Source organism: Wenyingzhuangia sp. 2_MG-2023 (assembly GCF_030548295.1).
Taxonomy (GTDB): Bacteria; Bacteroidota; Bacteroidia; order Flavobacteriales; family Flavobacteriaceae; genus Wenyingzhuangia.
The window spans coordinates 145136-164816 of record NZ_JAUOSB010000003.1; the positions used below are offsets into that span (position 1 = coordinate 145136).

Genomic DNA, 19681 nt, shown 5'->3' on the forward strand with positions numbered 1-19681 from the left:
ATTATGCCCAACGTTAGATAACATTCTCCGAAAAAGAAATACGTTATCAATGTTTAATTTATCTATAAAGGTAGTTTTTTAAGGGTGTTGTTCCTATGCTTACTTTTGCACAAAAGATACAAGTTCTTAACAAATGCTAGATGTAAAACACTTGTGATAAGCAATAGCAATGAGTGGTGTTTGATTTAGTTGGTGTTAAGTAATGTATAGAATTTTTCAACATTTATTCAAAATACCCCTGTTTCAAATATATAATCGATTCTGTTTTTATGTTCTAAATTTTTTATGTTGATGAAAAAAAAAAATAAAAAGCGTGATTTTTATTTTTGTCTTTTTCAAGGATAATTTATACTCTTAATTAACCTTTTTTACGAATAGGAACTTTATAATTAGGGCTAATCATTAATTTATTTTTAAATTAGTATGTTTCAATTTTTGGATCAGATGAAAAAATAAAACTATAAAATGACAAAAAAACACCCTGTATCCTAAATGAATACGTGAAGCTTTATAACGAAACAACGTTAACCATGAACAGTTACAATCCTAAAAAACATCATCGTAGGTCTATCCGTTTGAAAGGATACGATTACGCGCAAGCAGGATTGTACTTTATAACACTTTGCGTACAAAATAGACAGCATTTATTTGGAAAAATCATCAACGGAGAAATACAATTAAACGCATTGGGCAAGATTGTAGCACAGGAATGGATAGCCACAGAAAGCATCCGGAAAAACTGCACTTTAGGAGCTTTTATCATCATGCCTAATCATTTTCATGCCATACTCTCTATAGACTACGCACTAAAGAAATCTGAAAATATAGGAACTTTTACATCGCCATCTCAAAGCATAGGAGCCATTATAAGAGGATTTAAAGGAGCAAGCACCAAAAAAATTAAAGAGATTATTAGATTAGAAGATAAAAAGGAATTTCCCTCTAGTACGGGCGAATTGCAATTCGCCCGTACAACTGATAGAAAGGGATCCGCCCCAGCTGATAGAGAGGGATTCACCCCAACTGATAGAGAGAGATTCGCCCCGACTGATAGAAAGGGATTCGCCCCTGCTGATAGAACGGATAAGGGATTCCTACCCTCTACGGAGAATATCGATTTATCTAAATCTATCTGGCAACGCAATTACTACGAGCATATTATCAAAAACGAAAAGGCTTTTAAAAATATAGAAAATTACATTCTTAATAATCCTTTAAAATGGGAAGAAGATCAATTCAATAAGAAAAAATAAATTTATTAAAAGAGATTCTTTCTTTAATATGGGCGAATTTTGAATTGGGTGAGAATTGAGAATTGAGAATTGGGCGAATTGCAATTCGCCCCAACAAAAAAGGCTTCGCCTTTTACTCATAACGCAAAGCGGTTATAGGATCTAAAGCAGCTGCTTTTCTTGCAGGATACCATCCGAAGAAGATACCTGTAATGGCACAGACCACAAAAGAAATAACGATGGAATAAAGCGCAACACTTGTAGGCCAATGTAAGAATGTTTCTATAAACACGGTGGCACCCAACCCTAAGAGGACTCCTAAAATCCCGCCGGTAATACTAATTAAAATAGCCTCTATTAAAAACTGCAATAAAATATCAGACCCCTTCCCTCCTACAGCCATTCTTAATCCTATTTCTTTGGTTCTTTCTTTTACAGATACATACATAATATTCATAATTCCTATACCACCAATCAATAAAGAAATTCCTGCTACGGCTACCAAAAGAACCGTTAACATTTCGCTGGTAGAACTAAAGGTGGAAATCAACTCTTCCATAGATCTCACATGAAAATCATCGTCTTCATTGTCTAGTAATTTGTGTTGTGTACGTAAAATATCCGTGACTTGAATCACCGCATTGGGAGCTTCTTCTTCGCTAACCGAAGAAGCTATAATTTGATTCAAATGATCGATGGCCAAAATACGTTTTTGTACAGTAGTATATGGAGCAATCACTACATCATCTTGATCTTGTCCAAAGGTATTTTCACCCTTTTCTTCTAACACCCCAATAATCTTGAAAGGAATGTTGTTGAAACGGATCATCTTCCCCACAGGATCTTCTCCATCTAAAAAAACATTCTCTACTACAGTTTGTCCTATCAATGCTACTTTGGCAGCAGACTGTACTTCTGCATTGGTAAACATACTTCCGCTTTGTAAATCCACCACTTTGATACTTAAATAATCTGGGTTGACTCCATAAATGGTAGATGGCCAGTTGTTGGCACCATTAATTACTTGTCCGCTCCCATTTACCATAGGAGTGATATACGTTAACAAACTTGCTTGGTCTTTAAGCGCTTGGTAATCTTTAAAGGTTAAGGTTTCCATAGCACTGGCATCTTGCCGAACCCCACCACGTACATCAGACCCTGGTCTAACGGTAATCATGTTAGATCCCATGGCAGAAATGGTGGTACGAATACTCTCTTTAGAACCTTCTCCAATAGCCAACATAGCAATGACAGAGGCCACACCAATAATAATTCCTAACATGGTTAGCAAGGTTCTTACTTTGTTCAGAACAATGGCTTTAAAAGCGATTTTTAATAAGTTTAAAATTCTCATAATTTAGTGATTTTCAACAGGCAACTTAGCCAATTCAGCAGCTGCAGATTGTATGTTTTCATTTTTAGAATCTTTGATGACTATTCCATCTTTTAACACCACTGTTCTACTACTAAACATAGCAATATCAGGTTCGTGCGTTACAAAAGTAATGGTGATTCCTTTTTTATTTAACTCTTGAAACAAGGTCATAATTTCGTAAGAAGTTCGGGTATCTAAATTCCCCGTAGCTTCATCAGCCAAAATCATTACAGGATTGTTTACCAAGGCTCTAGCAATGGCCACACGCTGTTGCTGACCACCAGAAAGTTGAGAGGGCGTGTGATGCAGTCTTTCTCCCAATCCCACCAATTCTAAAGCTTTTAAAGCTCTTTCTCTACGTTCTTCTGTAGAAACTTTGCTATTGTACAAAAGTGGCAATTCCACATTTTCTATAGCCGATGTTCTTGCAAGTAAATTGTAAGATTGAAAAATGAATCCTATTTTTTCATTACGAATGGTTGCCAATTCATTCTTACTCAAATCTTTTACTTTTACACCATCAATTTCATAAATTCCAGAAGTAGGCTGATCCAAACATCCTAAAATATTTAGCATGGTACTTTTTCCAGAACCACTAGACCCCATAATGGTGACAAACTCCCCTTCTTTGATGGAGAATGAAACTCCTTTTAAAGCATGCACCACTTCTGTACCCATGGTAAACTCACGCTTTAATTCTTTAATATTTATAATTTCTTTTGTCATGATGGTTTACTTTTTTTTGCTTCCTGGTCTCTGTGGCATAAAAGGACTTTCTTCTGTACCTTGAGATTTAGCTTCGGCTTTGCTAATGGTTTTTAAACTATAGACTAGTTTGTCTCCTTGGTTAATTCCGCTTACTACTTGTACATTTACACCATCACTAGCTCCTAAAACAACCTTTTTGGGACTAATGGCTCCGTTGGTTCCTAATACCCAAACGGTGTTGTCTGTATTTGCTGCTACCGAAGAAGATGTTAATTGTAATTGCTGGTGATACGCTTCCATTTCTGAGGCAATGGGCTTAAAGTTGATGGCTTTGGCTTCTACAGACAACACATCATTTAATTCTAAGGTGTATATAGAGGTGGTAGCGGTGAGTCCTGGTTTTAATTTTAAATCAGGATTGTCTGCCTTAATTACTACTGTATAGGTAACTACATTTGAGGTAATGGTTGGATCTAATCTAACCTGTGTAACCACTCCTTCAAAAATACGACCTTGGTAAGCATCTACGGTAAACGTAACACGCAACCCTTCTTTAACTTCTCCTATATCCGCTTCGTCCACATCTGCTTCTACCTGCATTTCTTTCAAATCTTGTGCAATGGTAAATAAGGTAGGAGTGCTATAACTAGCAGCAACGGTTTGTCCTTCATCTATGTCTCTAGACAACACCACTCCATCAATAGGAGCATAAATATTAGCATATTCTAAATTTGTTTTGGCGGTGGTTAAGTCTGACAATCTTTGTGCTACCGTACCTTTTGCGGTTTGGTAATTGTATACTGCTTCATCATAATCAGATTTGCTAATTACATTGTTGTCGTACAAGGTTTTTTGTCTGTTGTAAATTATCTGTAAGTAGTTTTTTTGACTCAACGCGTTGTCATAAGAAGCTTGTGCTTGTATTTTTGCTTGGTTCAGATTTGTTTTGTCTAACTCAGCAATCAACTGTCCTTCTTTAACAATGCTGTTATAATCTACATATATTTTTTCTACCACTCCAGATACTTGTGTCCCTACCTCTACTTGTGTAATGGGTTCAATGGTTCCTGTTGCGGTAACCATGGTGGTTATGTTTGCTTTTTTAGCGGCAATAGTTTTGGCTTCTATAGCCACGGTGTTGTCTCCATTCATAAAAGTATAACCTACAATGGCAAGCACTATAATGACAACGCTCCCTATAATGATGTTTTTTTTATTTTTCATATTGATTAAAGTTTGATATCGTTTCCTTGATAAAATTGAAGTAATTGATTGTATAAAATGTGCAAGTATTTTGCTTGAATGTAATTTTGTGCTGCTGATGTATAATTGTTTTGAGCAATCACCAAATCAGTAGTACTCAACGCATTTAATTCATGTTTTTTCTGAGCCAATTTGTACGATTGTTCTGCTGCAGTTCTAGCTGCCTCTGCTGCTAACAATTGCTCTTGAGACGATGCTGTGTTTTGCCAAGCAGTTTCAATTTTAGCATACAGTTCCTTTTTAGAAGTATTGTAGGCTAATTCTGATTTTTCGATAGAAATTTTAGCATTTTGAACCTTTACTTTGGTTTCATTTCTGTTAAATATGGGAATAGACAATGTCAATCCTATTTTTTGGTTGAAGTTCAAATCCAATTGATCTGTAAAGTTGTAATCCATAGTGTTAGAATATCCTGTACCCAAACTACCAGACAAGCTTAAACTAGGCAAATAACTACCTTTGGCAATGTCTAGGTCTTTTTTGTTGATGTCTACTTGTAACAAACTTGCATTCAATTCTGGCAACATGTTGATGGCATTTTGATACACTTCTATTTTGTTGGGTACCAAATCAACTGTAATTTCATCATCTGTAATTTCTTCAACTTCTAAGGAATCTAAAGGAGACAATTCTAACAATTGCTTTAAAACCAACAACTGTTGTTGATAAACATTTTTGGCATTGATCAAATTGTACTTTTGAGTAGCAGCTTGTGATTGTGCATCTGTATAATCTCCCAAAGCAATCGAACCCGCATTGTAATTAGAAGCTGCTCTTTCAACTTCTTTGACAGATGCATTTAAAGTATTCTCTGCAACACGAATTCCCTCTTTTGCATACAATGTTTGGATGTAAGCCTCTAACACACTTAGTTCTATATTGTTCTTGGCAGCCTCTACAAAAAAGGAATTCTGTTTGATCAAAAGTTCACTCTGATCGATTTGATTTCTAATTTGATTCCCTTGATACAAAGGCATTGAAGCACTAATAGCTCCATTGGTAGAAGATATTTGACTGGTAACAAATGTGCTTGTTACAGGATCTATAGAACTACCATTGGCTAAATTTTGAGAAACACTACCGTTGATACTAGGCAACCATTTAGATTTGGATAATGTGTAGTTATTTTCTGCCGTATTTTTTGTGAGTTCTGCCGTTTTAATGGTGATGTTATTACTTATAGCATAATCTATACAGTCTTTTAACGACCATTTTTTGATACTTTCGCCTGTTTGTGCTTGTAGGAACAAAGACGAGAATAAGGTGATAATAACGAGTTGTTTTTTCATTTAAAATCTATTTGATACTTCAAAATTGCAACAAACCCATTGTGATTTCTAGCAAATTAGATACTAGCTCTTATTGAATCTGCGGAAACCTATTTTTTACCGATGAAGGTTTTTGGCAGTGAGACTGTGCTTCTCGACTTCGCTCGAAGACCGTAATGTTCCTGTACTGAACTTTAACTGCGCTCAGCAATCACGCTCGAAGACCGTGATGGTATTCAAAGTGCCTATACTTAGGGTGTTCGAGCGCAGTCGAGAACTTAGAATGTTTATTTGGGTTTAAATGCTTATTAAGTAATGCTTCTCGACTGCGCTCTGTAACCACGCTTGAACACTGTGATGTCTTCTTAACGTTAAATTTTTTTAACCATAAAACTTTCAAAATAACTTCCTATTCTCTCTGAGAATATTTTTAATCCGCATATAGATAAGAATGGTGATTACATCGACAAAAAGCTATTTTTTCTTGATTGATATTAACATATGTTGCAATACATTTACTCCTTAATTTATTTTGTTCTTTTAGTTCGGTTTTATCCGAACTAACTATATATTTGCATTCTATAATTGGAAGGTCATGAAAGAAAAGGTTTGTAGTAAAAAAATGAGACTCGTAGAAAAACTAGGTGTGCATTTAGAAAAAAGAGAACAATTGGCACCTGTAGCGTCAAGAATTTTAGCGTACATCATTCTTACAGGAAAGAAAGGAACCACGTTTGACGAAATGGTTTGTCTTTTATGTGCCAGTAAAAGTACCATTTCTACACATTTGAATCATTTGCAAGATTTAAAAAAGATTGTGTATTTCACAAAGACAGGTGATCGTAAAAAGTATTTTACCATTAACAAAGACATGATTCTACAACATATAGATGATATGATAGAGGAATGGAAAGAAGTAAAAGCATTGCATTTAGAAATAAAAAATTACAAAGAAATTATCAACCATAAAATGATAGAAAATGAAGACGAAAAGTTTGAATTGAATTTCCACAACAACTATATCAAGTTTTTAGATGATGCCAGCACATCTATAGAAGAATTAAGAACAAAATTAACAACTAATAAATTTTCCCTTTAAATTAAATAATGATGAAAAAAAAGTTATACTCCATAGGAATTCTAACCCTACTTTTAGTAGTAGAAAGTTGTGGTAAAAGCGAATCAAAACAAGCAGTAGCTCCACCACCACCCTCCATTCCTGTAACAGAAATACAACAAAAAACGGTAACAGGTTACACAGAATACCCAACAACTATAGAAGGAATTGTAAACAGTGATGTGAGAGCAAAAACATCAGGATACATAGATAAAGTGTATGTAGATGAGGGTGAAAAAGTACGTAAAGGACAAGCTTTGTTTAAGTTAGAAACACAATCCTTAAATCAAGATGCGAGTGCAGCAAAGGCACGAATCAATATTGCCCAAGTAGAAGTAAATAAATTGATTCCACTTGTAGAAAAAAACATCATCAGTCCTGTACAATTAGAAACGGCAAAAGCAAATTTGGCACAAGCAAAAGCCAACTACAGTAGTGTTTCTGCCAATATTGGATATGCAACCATCAAAAGTCCTATAGATGGTTATGTGGGAGCTATCAACTTTAGAGAAGGAGCTTTGATTGGCCCTAGTGATGCGACTCCATTGACAAAAGTTAGTGAAATTAGTCAAGTTTATGCTTTCTTTAGTTTTAACGAAGCACAATACATAGATCACCTACAACGTTACGAAGGAAAAACCAAAGCAGAGCGTATTCAAAACTCTCCAGACTTGAGTTTGATTTTGGCAAATGGGAAAGTATATTCTGAAAAAGGACGTATACAAACTAGTACGGGGCAAATCAATCAAAGTACAGGAACCATTACTATTAGAGCAGCATTTGACAATCCTAACGAATTGTTGACCAATGGAAATAGTGGAAAAATAAGATTGCCAATAGAATACAAAAACGCTATTGTGGTACCTCAATCAGCAACTTTTGAACAACAAAAAGATGTGATGATTTATACTTTAGACAAAGACAACAAAGTAAAAGCTACATTGATAGAAATAGAAGGTGCGGTAGACAATTTATACGTTGTAAAATCAGGACTAAAAGTAGGAGATAAAATTGCGGTTACTGGAGTTAGTAAGTTGAAAAATGGAGCTACCATTTCTCCCAAAAGCACTCCTTTTGAAACAGCAATAAAACCTATTGCAACGTTGTTTAAAAATTAAACTCACCTAGAAATTTTATAATCATGTTAAAAACATTTATTGAAAGACCGGTGCTTTCAACTGTGATCTCTATTATTATAGTTTTATTAGGGTTTATTAGTATTACAAGCTTACCGATAGAAGAATATCCAGATATTGCTCCACCTACCATTAAGGTAACGGCAAACTATACAGGTGCAAATGCAGAAACTGTATTAGAAAGTGTGATTATTCCTATAGAAGAACAAATTAATGGTGTGGAAGGAATGACGTACATTACCTCTACAGCATCGAACACAGGAACCGCAGAAATTACGGTTTATTTTGATCAAGAAATGGATGCCGATATTGCCGCTGTAAACGTGCAGAATCGTGTAGCCAGAGCAGCAGCTTTGTTACCACAAGAAGTAACACAAACAGGAGTTATTACGCAGAAACAAGAAACAAGTGCATTGATGTTTATTGCCATGTATTCTAAAAGCGATGATTACGATGCTACTTTTATACAGAATTACTTAAAAATTAATGTGATTCCTGCCATGCAGCGTATCAATGGTGTGGGAGATGTAAGTGTATTCTCTCAACAAGATTATGCCATGCGTATTTGGTTAAAACCAGACAAATTAGCTGCATACAACTTAATTCCTTCGGATGTTTCTGCAGCTTTAGCAGAACAAAACTTAGAAGCAGCCGCTGGATCTTTGGGTCAGAATAACGGAGAATCATTCTCATACCCTTTGACTTATAGTGGACGTTTTAAAAACGAAAGTCAATACAGTGATATTGTGATTAAAGCGTTAGGGAATGGACAATTTTTACGTTTGAAAGATATTGCTACTATTGAATTAGATGCACAATCTTATGCAGCAAACGCTATGAGTTTGGGGAATCCTGGAGTATTTATGGGGATCTTTCAAACCAAAGGTTCTAATGCACAAGAAATTATTGAAAACATAAAATCAACCTTAGAAACAGTGAAGAGTGACCTACCTGATGGGTTGGATATTTTTGTACCTTATGATACAAGTTTGTTTTTAAATGCCTCTATAGAAAAAGTAATTCACACCTTATTAGAAGCCTTTTTATTGGTGTTTATTGTGGTATTTATCTTTTTACAAGATTTACGATCTACCTTAATTCCTGCCATTGCAGTACCTGTATCTATTATTGGTACGTTCTTTTTCTTAAACGTATTTGGATATTCTATCAACCTATTGACCTTATTTGCCTTAGTATTGGCGATTGGTATTGTGGTAGATGATGCCATTGTAGTTGTTGAAGCTGTGCATGCCAAAATGGATGAAGGTGAAAAGAACCCTAAAAAAGCTACGTTGGTGGCGATGAACGAAATTTCTGGAGCAATTATCTCCATTACTTTGGTAATGGCGGCTGTATTTATTCCGGTGACGTTTATTACAGGACCTACAGGAGTGTTTTATGAGCAATTTGGGGTTACGTTGATTATTTCCATCTTAATTTCCGCAGTAAATGCATTGACCTTAAGTCCTGCCTTGTGTGCTTTGTTATTAAAAGAACACAAACACGATGAGGAATTGAAAAATAAAAATCCTTTACAACGTTTTTACACACTGTTCAACCGTGGGTTTAATGCTACGATTCATAAATACGGAAAGTCTCTTGAGTTTTTATACAAGAGAAAATTTGTGTCCGTATTGCTTTTGATAATTGCAGGAGTAGGGATTTATTGGGCAGCCAACACCACTCCTACAGGATTTGTACCCAATGAAGATAGAGGAATTATTTTTGCCAATGTTGAATTGCCAGCTGGAGCATCTTTAGACAGAACTGATGATGTTGCTAGAAAATTATACGATAAAATTGAAGGTGTAGAAGGAATTGTTGGGGTGAACTTTATCAAAGGACGAAGTTTGATCAACGGTACAGGGTCTAACTTTGGAATGGGAATTATCAAATTGGCAGATTGGAGTGAGCGTGAAGATCCTTCACTTTCAGCACAGGCCATTACTGGAAAGTTATTTGGAATTGCTGCGAGTGTTCCCGATGCGAAGATTATTTTCTTCTCCCCTCCTAGTATTCGTGGATTTGGGAATTCTGCTGGATTTGAAGTGAATTTATTAGATAAGTTTGGAGGTGAATTTAAAGATTTAGACAAAGCAAATCAAGATTTTGCTGCGGCTTTGATGAGTCACCCAGAGATTAAATATGCACAATCCGCATTCAACACCAATTATCCTCAGTACGAAATGGAGGTAAACGTTCCTTTGGCAAAAGAAAAAGGAGTGAGTGTGTCTAGTATCTTTTCTACTTTACAAGGATATGTTGGTGGAATTTACGCTTCTGATTTTTCTAGATTTGGAAAACAATTTAGAGTGTACATTCAGGCTTTACCAGAAGATAGATCTGATGTGAATGCTTTGAACAACATGTTTGTAAGAACAGATGCAGGAGAAATGGCACCTATTACAGAATTTGTAAAGTTAGAACGCGTATATGGACCACAAGCGGTAACACGTTTTAACTTGTTAAACTCTACAAGTATTACAGGAGCTACTAATGATGGATACAGTACAGGAGATGCGATTAGAGTGATTGAAGAAGAATTGACAAAATTACCTAACAATTATACCATTGCCTATTCTGGTTTGACCCGTGAAGAGGTAAGTGCAGGAAACCAGACAACGTTTATCTTTATTTTGAGTATTCTGTTTGTATACTTCTTGTTAAGTGCACAGTACGAAAGTTATTTACTACCGTTTGCCGTAGTATTATCTTTACCGTTTGGTGTATTTGGAGCGTATATAAGTACGAAGTTCTTAGGATTAGAGAACAACATCTATTTCCAAATTTCCTTAATTATGTTGATTGGTTTGCTGGCTAAAAATGCCATTCTTATTGTGGAAGTAGCCTTACAAAGACGAAAAAATGGTGTGAGCATTGTAGATGCTGCCATTAGTGGAGCAAAAACACGTTTACGACCAATTTTAATGACCTCATTTGCCTTTATTTTAGGGTTGATGCCTTTGGTATTGGCTAAAGGAGTTGGATCTGAAGGAAACAAGTCTATTGGTACTGGTGCCGTTGGAGGATTGTTGATAGGTACTATTTTGGGTGTTTTTGTAATCCCAATCTTATTTATCTTGTTCCAGTGGTTACAAGAAAAAATATCTAAATCAGCACACGAATTAAACGAAGAAATTGATTAAATCATGAAAAAACGAAACAAATATAAAATTGGAGTTTTGCTTTTAAGTACAACGCTTCTAACCTCTTGTTTGGCTGTCAAAAATTTTGAGCAGCCCACCGTAAAGGAAACACAAGAAAATACATTTAGAACACCATCACAAACAGTATCCTCAAAAGATACTGTTTCCATGGCAACTGTTTCTTGGAAAACTATTTTTACAGATGGGTATTTGCAAGAATATATAGACAAAGGATTGGCAAACAATTTTGATTTACAAATTGCCATCAAACAAATGAATTCAGCTGAATCTTATTTAAAACAAGGAAAAGCAGGATTCTTACCAACGTTTAGTATTGGTGCAAGTTTGACAGATCAAGAAATTTCTAAAAACAGTAGGTTTGGTGGATTGTCTTCTGATAGATCTATACAGACTTATCAATTGAATGGAAACTTAGCTTGGGAAGCAGATATTTGGGGAAAAATTAGAAGTAGCAAAAGAGCTAGTTATGCAAGTTTCTTAAAAACATCCGCAGCTCAACAAGCAGTTAGAACAGAGTTGATTTCAAGAATTGCAACTACCTATTACCAATTGTTGGCTTTTGATGCTCAATTAAAAATTACGAATCAAACTATTGAAACTCGTAAAAAAGGATTGGAAACAATCATTGCTTTAAAAGAAGCTGGACAAGTGACTCAGATTGCTGTAGATCAAAACATCGCTCAATACAACAGTGCGCAAGCTTTGAAAGTGGATTTAGAAACGGCTATTTTTCAATTAGAAAATAGTTTTAGTATTCTTTTGGGAACAGCTCCTCAAAAATTTCAAAGAAGTGCTTTAAACAAACAATCTATTGACACGGATATGAAAATTGGAGTTCCTGCTTTGTTATTAAGCAATAGACCTGATGTAAGATCGGCTCAATACAGTTTGATGGAGACTTTTGAACTAAAAAATGTTGCCAAATCTAGTTTTTACCCATCACTAACATTAACAGCTTCTGGTGGTTTTCAAAGTTTGGAAATTGACAAATGGTTGAGTGTGAATTCCATATTTGCAGATATTATTGGAGGAATTACACAACCTATTTTCAACCAAAGAAAATTAAAAACACAATTAGAAGTAGCTAAAAATACCGAAGCAGAAGCGTTGTTGAACTATAGAAAAACGTTGTTAGTTGCGGGAGGTGAAGTATCTAATGCCTTGTATGCATACCGTGCAGAAACCACCAAATTTCAATTTAGATTGAAAGAGGCAGAAGCATTGACACATGCAGAAATGAACTCGGAAGAGTTGCTTAAGAACGGTTATGCAAACTACTTAGATTTGTTAACAGCAAGACAAAGTTCATTAAGCGCTCAACTGAATTTGGTTGATAGCAAACTGAAACAATTGACTACTGTAGTTGATTTGTACAAAGCCCTTGGAGGTGGAGTGGAATAAAAAAGAATTTTATTTTCATAGTTTATAATTCTCTCAATAGTAAAATCCCCATACAACAATTGTCGTATGGGGATTTTCAATTTTTTAAAAGTCTAAAAAATATACTTTATCTACTTTGGCCATTTGGCATTGTCATCAAAATCCCACTGGACTCCAAATTGTATTTCGGTTAGAATTTCGTTGGTAAACCAAAAAAACAAATTGGCTTCATCTACATCTATCAATTCATGATTGGGCAATTCTGGCGAAGAATAATCTTCAAATTCCATTTCCCCTAATTTATTTTTTTCAATAAAATCTTGAACTTCCTCTATGTTTTTACCTATCAACCCTACTCCATTCAACTCAAAATTGCTAGAATTGATGGTAATGGTCTCCAATCTCCAATCTTCTTCTTCATCAAACGAAAACGAAACACCTTCATTTTCATAATCCCAAGTTTCTACAGCATCACCTGTATCAAAATCTTTTTCAATTTCTTTTTCGGAGGGTTCTCCTAAAATAGCAAAAACCTCTTTTCTAAACATTCCAAATTTAATGTCACCAACACCTATCCCAATCTGGATAGAATTCAAATTTTTATTCATTACAATTTTTTATTTACTGGCAAACAACAACACATCATTTGCACTAATTTCTTTCTCTCCTAAAATTAACAATCTCTCTACAACATTACGCAATTCTCGAATATTTCCTGTCCAATTGTAATCTTGTAAGTTTTTTAAAGCTTCTGCGGAAAACTTTTTAGGAACAATTCCCTGTTCTTTGGCGATGATGGTAGAAAAATGTTGAATCAACAACGGAATATCGTCTCTTCTTTCATTCAACGAAGGAACTTTGATTAAAATAACGGCCAATCTGTGGTACAAATCCTCTCTAAAACGACCTTCTTCAATCTCTTTCATTAAGTTTTTATTGGTTGCCGCCAAGACACGTACATTCACGCTAATATCTTTGTCAGATCCTACTCTACTGATCTTATTTTCTTGCAACGCTCTTAACACTTTGGCCTGAGCTGAAAGACTCATATCTCCAATTTCATCTAAAAAAATAGTTCCGCCGTTTGCTGCTTCAAATTTTCCTGCTCTGTCTTTACTAGCCCCGGTAAACGATCCTTTTACATGCCCAAACAATTCACTTTCTATCAATTCTGATGGAATGGCTGCACAATTTACTTCTACCATTGGAAACACGGAACGCAAGCTCATATCGTGCAATCTGTGAGCTACCAATTCTTTTCCAGTTCCGTTAGGTCCAGTAATCAAAACACGAGCATCTGTTGGAGCAACTTTATCAATCATGTTTTTAATATGCTGAATTGGTTCACTCTCACCAATCATTTCGTATTTCTTGCTAACTTTTCTTTTTAGAATTTTATTCTCTACCAACAATTTCTTTTGGTCTAAAGCATTTCTAACCGTATTTAAAAGTCGATTCAAATCTGGCGGTTTGGAGATGTAATCATAAGCTCCCATACGCATGGTTTGTACCGCAGTATCCAAATCACCATGTCCTGAAATCATAATAACCGGAATTTCAGGTTTTAGTTCTTTTATTTTTTCTAAAACTTCTACACCATCCATTTTTGGCATTTTGATGTCACATAAAATCAAATCATAATCGTTTGCTTTTACCAGATTCAATCCTAAAACTCCATCCTCTACCTCTTCTACTTCGTAGGTTTTATTTTCATCAGCAATGATGCGTTTCAACACACGTCTAATTGCTGCTTCATCTTCTATGATTAATATTTTACTCATAACCTTATATTGAAATCTAATTTTTTTGGAATACCCATTTAAACAATTGCTTGATGCTCGGCTTATTTCCGTAAGTTAAAATACCAATTCGATATATTTTACTAGCAACAAAAACAGTCGCTATAAAAGTTACCAATAATAATGCCAAGGATACCAATATTTGCCATAGTGGTACACCAAAAGGAATACGCATTAGCATGATAACTGGAGAAGTAAAAGGAATGAATGAGAATAACATGGCTGTTTCTCCATTTGGATTTCCATTTACCACCGTTACAATTCCTATATAAACGGCAAACATTAAAGGTAATAAAATAGGATGCACAAATTGTTGTGTATCAGTTTCGCTACTTACAGCAGCACCAATGGAGGCGTAAAAACTACTGTACAACAAATAACCACTTAAAAAGAAGATGATGAATACAATTACAATTTGCAAGTAATTGATTTCCCAAAGTGTTTGAAAAATCAAATTTATTTTTTCTACATCTACCCCTTCCGTAGCAGGGAGAAAAGTATCTATTAAAAACAAACCTCCTAAGAGCAATACTCCCCAAATAAAAAACTGTAACAAGCCCGCAAGTGCATTACCAATGATTTTTCCTAACATCAACTGAAAAGGTTTTACGGTACAAACCATAATTTCAATCACCCTACTATTTTTTTCCTCTATAATGCTTCTCATTACCGAGTTTCCATAAATAATTACAAACATCATTACAATATACCCTGCTCCTATTGCAATGGTTCCTTTTACCCATTTCTGAACAGTTTCTTTTGAATTGTCCATGTTTTGAATCTTAACAGGACTCTCTTGCACAATGGTTTCAATTACTTTAGGGTTTATTTGATGTTGGGATAAATAATGTCGTTTCCAATGTTTGTCTAAAATCTTTTTAAAATCTTGTTTGGGTACTTTTTCATCACCATAAACCTCCAAAACAGTCCACTCAGAATTTGTATACACAAGTCCGTTGTATTTTTTTTCATCTACCAATGCTTTTGCGATAGCATAAGATCTATTTGAGGTGGATTCTAACTGTATGTTTGGATGCGTTTTTTGTAAATCTTTTACGATTTCAGAATTTGTAACCGCCAAAATAGAAACGGTTTTATCTTTTGAAGACTCTTCTTTACTCGCAAAATAAAAGATAGCACTGAACATCCCAATCATTAAAATTGGGCTTAAAAAAATCAATACCAAATAAGCCTTACTCCTTACTTTTGTGATAAATTCTCTCTGAATAATCAGTAATAACTTATGCATTTTCTATCGTTTTAATAAATATTTCTTGTAAACTAGGGATGTATTGTTTGTATAAATGTAAGCTTCCTATTTTCAAAACTTCAGTAAGAAGATTGTCTGAAACATCTTGATTTGGAAGTACTTCTAGTTGTACATTTTCATCATCTTGATGTTTAATTGCTACCGTATATTCTGTATTGGTTAAAAACAATTCCAAGGCAGCATCATTGTATTCAAACAGATTGATTTCAAAAACAGCTTGGGCATGTTTTTTTTGAATATCGGTAATTGTACCATCCAACAAAATAGTTCCTTGATGAATCAAACACACGTGATCACACATTTCTGCTACAGATTCCATTCTATGCGAAGAAAAAATAACTGTCGTTCCATTTTTTGCCAATTGTTTGATTTCGGATGCAATTAAATTGGCATTTATAGGATCAAATCCACTAAAAGGTTCGTCTAAAATTAACAATTCTGGCTGGTGCAACACCGTAATAATAAACTGTACTTTCTGAGCCATTCCTTTAGACAAATCTTGAATTTTTTTCTTTTTCCAATCAGAGATATCAAAGCGATTCAACCAATAATCAAGCTGTAATTTGCTTTCTTTCTTAGTCATTCCTTTCAATTGTCCAAAATACATTGCTTGCTCTTCAATTGTCATATTTTTGTACAAGCCCCTTTCCTCTGGCAAATAACCAATTTTTTGAACATCTTCTTGACGTATGGGTTGTCCATTAAAATGAATAGTTCCGCTATCAATATCTATAATTTTATTTAATATCCGAATCAAAGTTGTTTTTCCGGCACCATTCTGTCCAATCAAGCCATACACACTTCCTTTAGGAATCTGTAATGAAATAGAGTTTAGAGCCACATTTTTTTGATATCTTTTTTGCAAACTATCTATACTCAGAATATTTTCTTGCATAAAATCTTTTTTGTTAGGGAGGATAAATATATCATATACTTAGGAATTAATTTAAAGATTGAAATAAAAAATGCAAGGATTTCAAACTGAATATATCTCAAATTTCTAGCTTTAAAACAAACAATAGTTTATGTTTTTAATACAAATATTATCATATCTCTATTTTTAATTCACAAAACTATGCTAGCATAACTATTTTTTTTAATATCTTTAAACATGAAAGAGAAACCAAATATATCATTTGACTATTTGTATCGATCAACTTGGCAGTCTATCAGTAAAATGTATAATGAAGAGGCATTGAAAAAAAACAGTGTCATGACCGTTGGTTTTGTATTGATCAGTATTGACTACAAACAGGGTACTCCCTCTACATTACTTGGCCCTAAAATGGGAATTGAAGCCACTAGTCTGTCCAGAACTTTAAAAAAAATGGAAGAGCAAGGGTTGATTTATAGAGAAAAAAACCCAGACGATGGACGAAGTGTATTGATCAAGTTGACAGACAAAGGAAAAGAACAAAGAGATATTTCCAAACAAATTGTTCTAAAATTTAACGATGAAGTGGCTAAAAATTTGACACAAAAACAAATGGATGCCTTTCTAGTAGTAACAGAAACAATTCAAGAATTGATTCAAAAAAAATTAATTTTTTAATTATGAAAAGACAAATTAAAAAAATAGCAGTTATTGGTTCAGGAATTATGGGATCTAGCATTGCCTGTCATTTCGCTAATATTGGTTTGCAAGTGCTTTTATTGGACATTGTTCCAAAAGAATTGAACGATAGAGAAAAACAAAAAGGATTGGATTTATCGCACCCTTTGGTGCAAAATAGAATTGTAAACAGCAATTTACAAGCTGCTATCAAATCTAAGCCAGCTCCTTTATACAATACCTCTTTTGCAAGTAGAATTGTTACAGGAAATTTAGACAGTGATATTGATAAAATAAAAGATGCAGATTGGATTATTGAAGTTGTGGTAGAAAAACTAGCAATCAAACAAAAAGTTTTTGAACTGATTGAAAAGCATCGAAAACCCGGAACTATTGTAACAAGCAACACTTCAGGTATTCCTATCAAATACATGAATATGGATCGTTCTCAAGATTTTAGAGAACATTTTGCCATCAGTCATTTTTTCAATCCACCAAGATATTTAAAACTTTTTGAAGTAATTCCAGGTCCAGATTGTAAAAAAGAAGTAGTTGATTTTTTAATGCACTTTGGAACTAAATTCTTAGGAAAAACAACAGTATTGGCAAAAGATACTCCTGCTTTTATAGGAAACAGAATTGGGATTTTTGGAATCATGAGTATGTTGCATATTGTTAAAGAATTGGACTTGACTGTTTCTGAAGTAGACAAACTAACAGGTCCCGTAATTGGTAGACCTAAATCTGCCACCTTTAGAACGGTTGATGTGGTTGGTTTGGACACCTTAATTCACGTTGCTAATGGGCTATATGACAATTGTAAAGACGACGAATCTGTTGCTTTGTTTCAGTTGCCAGACTTTATGAAAACCATGTTAGATAACAAATTGTTGGGTAGTAAAACAAGACAAGGTTTTTATAAAAAAGAAAAAGGACACAAAGGAACAAGTACCATTTTAGAGTTGGATTTGAATACTCTAGAATACAAACCCACAACCAAAGCTAGTTTTGAAACGTTGAATGCAACCAAAACGATAGAGAATGTAGCAGATCGATTTAAAATTTTAATCAAAGGAGAAGACAAAGCCGGGATATTTTACAAAAAAACTTTTGCTGCCTTGTTTGCCTATGTATCTAACCGAATTCCAGAAATTTCGGATGAATTGTATAAAATTGACGAAGCCATGAAAGCTGGTTTTGGTTGGCAACACGGTCCTTTTGAAATTTGGGATGCCATTGGTTTGGACAAAGGTTTAGAACTCATCAAAACAGAAAATTTAACCTACGCTGCATGGATTGATAAGATGAAAGAAGCTAATATTTCTTCTTTTTATACCATTAAAGAAGGTAAAAAATACTTTTACAATCAGATTTCAAAAGAATCAACCAAAGTTCCAGGACAGGATAGTTTTATCATTTTAAATAATATTAGAGAAGCTAAAACAATCTGGTCCAATTCAGAAGCTTCTATTCAGCATTTGGGAGATGGTGTTCTGAATGTAGAATTCCAATCTAAAATGAATACGCTAGGAAGTGGTGTTTTGCAAGCCATTAATAAAGGTATTGATTTGGCAGAAACAGAATACGATGCTGTTATTCTTGGAAATCAAGCAACTAATTTTTCTGTAGGAGCCAATTTAGCCATGGTTTTCATGTTAGCCGTAGAACAAGAATATGATGAATTGAATTTTGCTGTACAGTACTTTCAAAAAACGGTGATGCGCATGCGATATTCTACCTGCCCTACTCTAATTACTCCAAGAGGATTGACTTTAGGTGGTGGATGTGAATTAAGTCTGCATGCAGATAAAGTAATTGCTGCTGCGGAAACTTATACAGGATTGGTGGAATTTGGAGTAGGTGTGATTCCTGGTGGTGGTGGAACCAAGGAAATGACCAAAAGAGTTTCTGACATTGTTTTAAAAGACGATGTAAAACTGAATAGAATGCGAGAAGCATTTATCAACATTGCGATGGCAAAAGTAGCCACTTCTGCTCATGAAGCTTTTGATTATGGTTATTTTCAACCACATAAAGACATTGTAGTGGTAAATGATTTTCAACAAATAGCAACCGCCAAACAACATGCTGTACAAATGCTAAATGACGGTTATTTAATTCCAGCACCTCAAAAAGTAAAGGTCTTAGGACAACAGGTTTTGGGAATGTTCCGTGTAGGTGCAGACAGTCTGGTTGCTGGTAAATATGCTTCTGAACACGATAGATTGATTGCAAACAAATTAGGGTATGTAATGGCAGGTGGAGATTTGTCTGAGCCTACAGAAGTTTCAGAACAATATTTATTGGATTTAGAACGTGATGCTTTTTTATCTCTGTTAGGAGAAAGAAAAACATTGGAGCGAATTCAACACATGTTAAAAACGGGAAAACCATTAAGAAATTAATGGTTTAGG

The 19681-nt window shown here is 34.6% G+C and carries 15 protein-coding genes; 7 read left to right on the forward strand and 8 right to left on the reverse strand.

Annotated features, from left to right (window positions below):
• Positions 1–530 precede the first annotated feature (530 nt).
• Complete coding sequence (locus tag Q4548_RS06295) at positions 531–1253, forward strand: transposase (protein ID WP_303452698.1); 723 nt, start codon at positions 531–533, stop codon at positions 1251–1253.
• A gap of 112 nt (positions 1254–1365) precedes the next feature.
• Here Q4548_RS06295 and Q4548_RS06300 read toward each other — a convergent pair whose 3' ends face one another.
• From Q4548_RS06300 to Q4548_RS06315, 4 genes are read right to left on the reverse strand one after another with little or no spacing between them, the layout of a single operon-like run.
• On the reverse strand, positions 1366–2586 hold the full coding sequence (locus Q4548_RS06300; RefSeq protein WP_303452699.1) for an ABC transporter permease: 1221 nt from the start codon (positions 2584–2586) through the stop codon (positions 1366–1368).
• A gap of 3 nt (positions 2587–2589) precedes the next feature.
• On the reverse strand, positions 2590–3333 hold the full coding sequence (locus tag Q4548_RS06305; protein ID WP_303452701.1) for an ABC transporter ATP-binding protein: 744 nt from the start codon (positions 3331–3333) through the stop codon (positions 2590–2592).
• Between the two features lie 6 nt (positions 3334–3339).
• Positions 3340–4539, reverse strand: a complete 1200-nt coding sequence (locus tag Q4548_RS06310; protein ID WP_303452703.1) for an efflux RND transporter periplasmic adaptor subunit — start codon at positions 4537–4539, stop codon at positions 3340–3342.
• Between the two features lie 5 nt (positions 4540–4544).
• A complete protein-coding gene (locus Q4548_RS06315; protein WP_303452705.1) occupies positions 4545–5867 on the reverse strand; it encodes a TolC family protein in 1323 nt (440 codons plus the stop codon).
• Positions 5868–6441: 574 nt separating this feature from the next.
• Here Q4548_RS06315 and Q4548_RS06320 point away from each other — a divergent pair.
• Genes Q4548_RS06320 through Q4548_RS06335 form a run of 4 tightly spaced genes read left to right on the forward strand, consistent with a single transcriptional unit; the run spans position 6442 to position 12667 of the window.
• Positions 6442–6945 (forward strand): GbsR/MarR family transcriptional regulator, encoded by a 504-nt coding sequence (locus Q4548_RS06320; protein ID WP_303452706.1) that lies wholly within the window; start codon positions 6442–6444, stop codon positions 6943–6945.
• Between the two features lie 11 nt (positions 6946–6956).
• Complete coding sequence (locus Q4548_RS06325; protein ID WP_408068628.1) at positions 6957–8081, forward strand: efflux RND transporter periplasmic adaptor subunit; 1125 nt, start codon at positions 6957–6959, stop codon at positions 8079–8081.
• A gap of 23 nt (positions 8082–8104) precedes the next feature.
• Positions 8105–11245: an efflux RND transporter permease subunit gene (locus Q4548_RS06330; RefSeq protein ID WP_303452710.1), complete on the forward strand. Its 3141-nt coding sequence runs from the start codon at positions 8105–8107 to the stop codon at positions 11243–11245.
• Positions 11246–11248: 3 nt separating this feature from the next.
• Positions 11249–12667 carry an efflux transporter outer membrane subunit gene (locus Q4548_RS06335; RefSeq protein ID WP_303452712.1) on the forward strand — a complete coding sequence of 473 codons (1419 nt, stop codon included), beginning with the start codon at positions 11249–11251 and terminating at the stop codon, positions 12665–12667.
• A gap of 110 nt (positions 12668–12777) precedes the next feature.
• Here Q4548_RS06335 and Q4548_RS06340 read toward each other — a convergent pair whose 3' ends face one another.
• The 4 genes from Q4548_RS06340 to Q4548_RS06355 are packed head-to-tail and all read right to left on the reverse strand — an operon-like array spanning position 12778 to position 16610.
• Positions 12778–13254 (reverse strand): hypothetical protein, encoded by a 477-nt coding sequence (locus Q4548_RS06340; RefSeq protein ID WP_303452714.1) that lies wholly within the window; start codon positions 13252–13254, stop codon positions 12778–12780.
• 9 nt (positions 13255–13263) lie between these two features.
• Positions 13264–14427 carry a sigma-54 dependent transcriptional regulator gene (locus Q4548_RS06345; RefSeq protein WP_303452716.1) on the reverse strand — a complete coding sequence of 388 codons (1164 nt, stop codon included), beginning with the start codon at positions 14425–14427 and terminating at the stop codon, positions 13264–13266.
• Between the two features lie 16 nt (positions 14428–14443).
• On the reverse strand, positions 14444–15694 hold the full coding sequence (locus tag Q4548_RS06350; protein WP_303452718.1) for an ABC transporter permease: 1251 nt from the start codon (positions 15692–15694) through the stop codon (positions 14444–14446).
• A complete protein-coding gene (locus Q4548_RS06355) occupies positions 15687–16610 on the reverse strand; it encodes an ABC transporter ATP-binding protein (RefSeq protein WP_303452720.1) in 924 nt (307 codons plus the stop codon). The genes Q4548_RS06350 and Q4548_RS06355 overlap by 8 nt, the downstream gene beginning before the upstream one ends.
• 216 nt (positions 16611–16826) lie before the next feature.
• Here Q4548_RS06355 and Q4548_RS06360 point away from each other — a divergent pair, with 216 nt between their 5' ends.
• On the forward strand, positions 16827–17267 hold the full coding sequence (locus Q4548_RS06360) for a MarR family winged helix-turn-helix transcriptional regulator (RefSeq protein ID WP_303452723.1): 441 nt from the start codon (positions 16827–16829) through the stop codon (positions 17265–17267).
• A 2-nt stretch (positions 17268–17269) separates the two neighbouring features.
• Positions 17270–19672 (forward strand): 3-hydroxyacyl-CoA dehydrogenase/enoyl-CoA hydratase family protein, encoded by a 2403-nt coding sequence (locus Q4548_RS06365; RefSeq protein ID WP_303452725.1) that lies wholly within the window; start codon positions 17270–17272, stop codon positions 19670–19672.
• The last annotated feature ends 9 nt before the right edge of the window (positions 19673–19681 follow it).

Coding starts and splice junctions, on each gene's coding strand:
- Q4548_RS06365 (WP_303452725.1), top strand. CDS start 17,270: ATGAAAAGACAAATTAAAAAAATAGCAGTTATTGGTTCAGGAATTATG.
- Q4548_RS06355 (WP_303452720.1), bottom strand. CDS start 16,610: ATGCAAGAAAATATTCTGAGTATAGATAGTTTGCAAAAAAGATATCAA.
- Q4548_RS06350 (WP_303452718.1), bottom strand. CDS start 15,694: ATGCATAAGTTATTACTGATTATTCAGAGAGAATTTATCACAAAAGTA.
- Q4548_RS06325 (WP_408068628.1), top strand. CDS start 6,957: ATGAAAAAAAAGTTATACTCCATAGGAATTCTAACCCTACTTTTAGTA.
- Q4548_RS06340 (WP_303452714.1), bottom strand. CDS start 13,254: ATGAATAAAAATTTGAATTCTATCCAGATTGGGATAGGTGTTGGTGAC.
- Q4548_RS06295 (WP_303452698.1), top strand. CDS start 531: ATGAACAGTTACAATCCTAAAAAACATCATCGTAGGTCTATCCGTTTG.
- Q4548_RS06345 (WP_303452716.1), bottom strand. CDS start 14,427: ATGAGTAAAATATTAATCATAGAAGATGAAGCAGCAATTAGACGTGTG.
- Q4548_RS06330 (WP_303452710.1), top strand. CDS start 8,105: ATGTTAAAAACATTTATTGAAAGACCGGTGCTTTCAACTGTGATCTCT.
- Q4548_RS06315 (WP_303452705.1), bottom strand. CDS start 5,867: ATGAAAAAACAACTCGTTATTATCACCTTATTCTCGTCTTTGTTCCTA.
- Q4548_RS06310 (WP_303452703.1), bottom strand. CDS start 4,539: ATGAAAAATAAAAAAAACATCATTATAGGGAGCGTTGTCATTATAGTG.
- Q4548_RS06300 (WP_303452699.1), bottom strand. CDS start 2,586: ATGAGAATTTTAAACTTATTAAAAATCGCTTTTAAAGCCATTGTTCTG.
- Q4548_RS06320 (WP_303452706.1), top strand. CDS start 6,442: ATGAAAGAAAAGGTTTGTAGTAAAAAAATGAGACTCGTAGAAAAACTA.
- Q4548_RS06305 (WP_303452701.1), bottom strand. CDS start 3,333: ATGACAAAAGAAATTATAAATATTAAAGAATTAAAGCGTGAGTTTACC.
- Q4548_RS06335 (WP_303452712.1), top strand. CDS start 11,249: ATGAAAAAACGAAACAAATATAAAATTGGAGTTTTGCTTTTAAGTACA.
- Q4548_RS06360 (WP_303452723.1), top strand. CDS start 16,827: ATGAAAGAGAAACCAAATATATCATTTGACTATTTGTATCGATCAACT.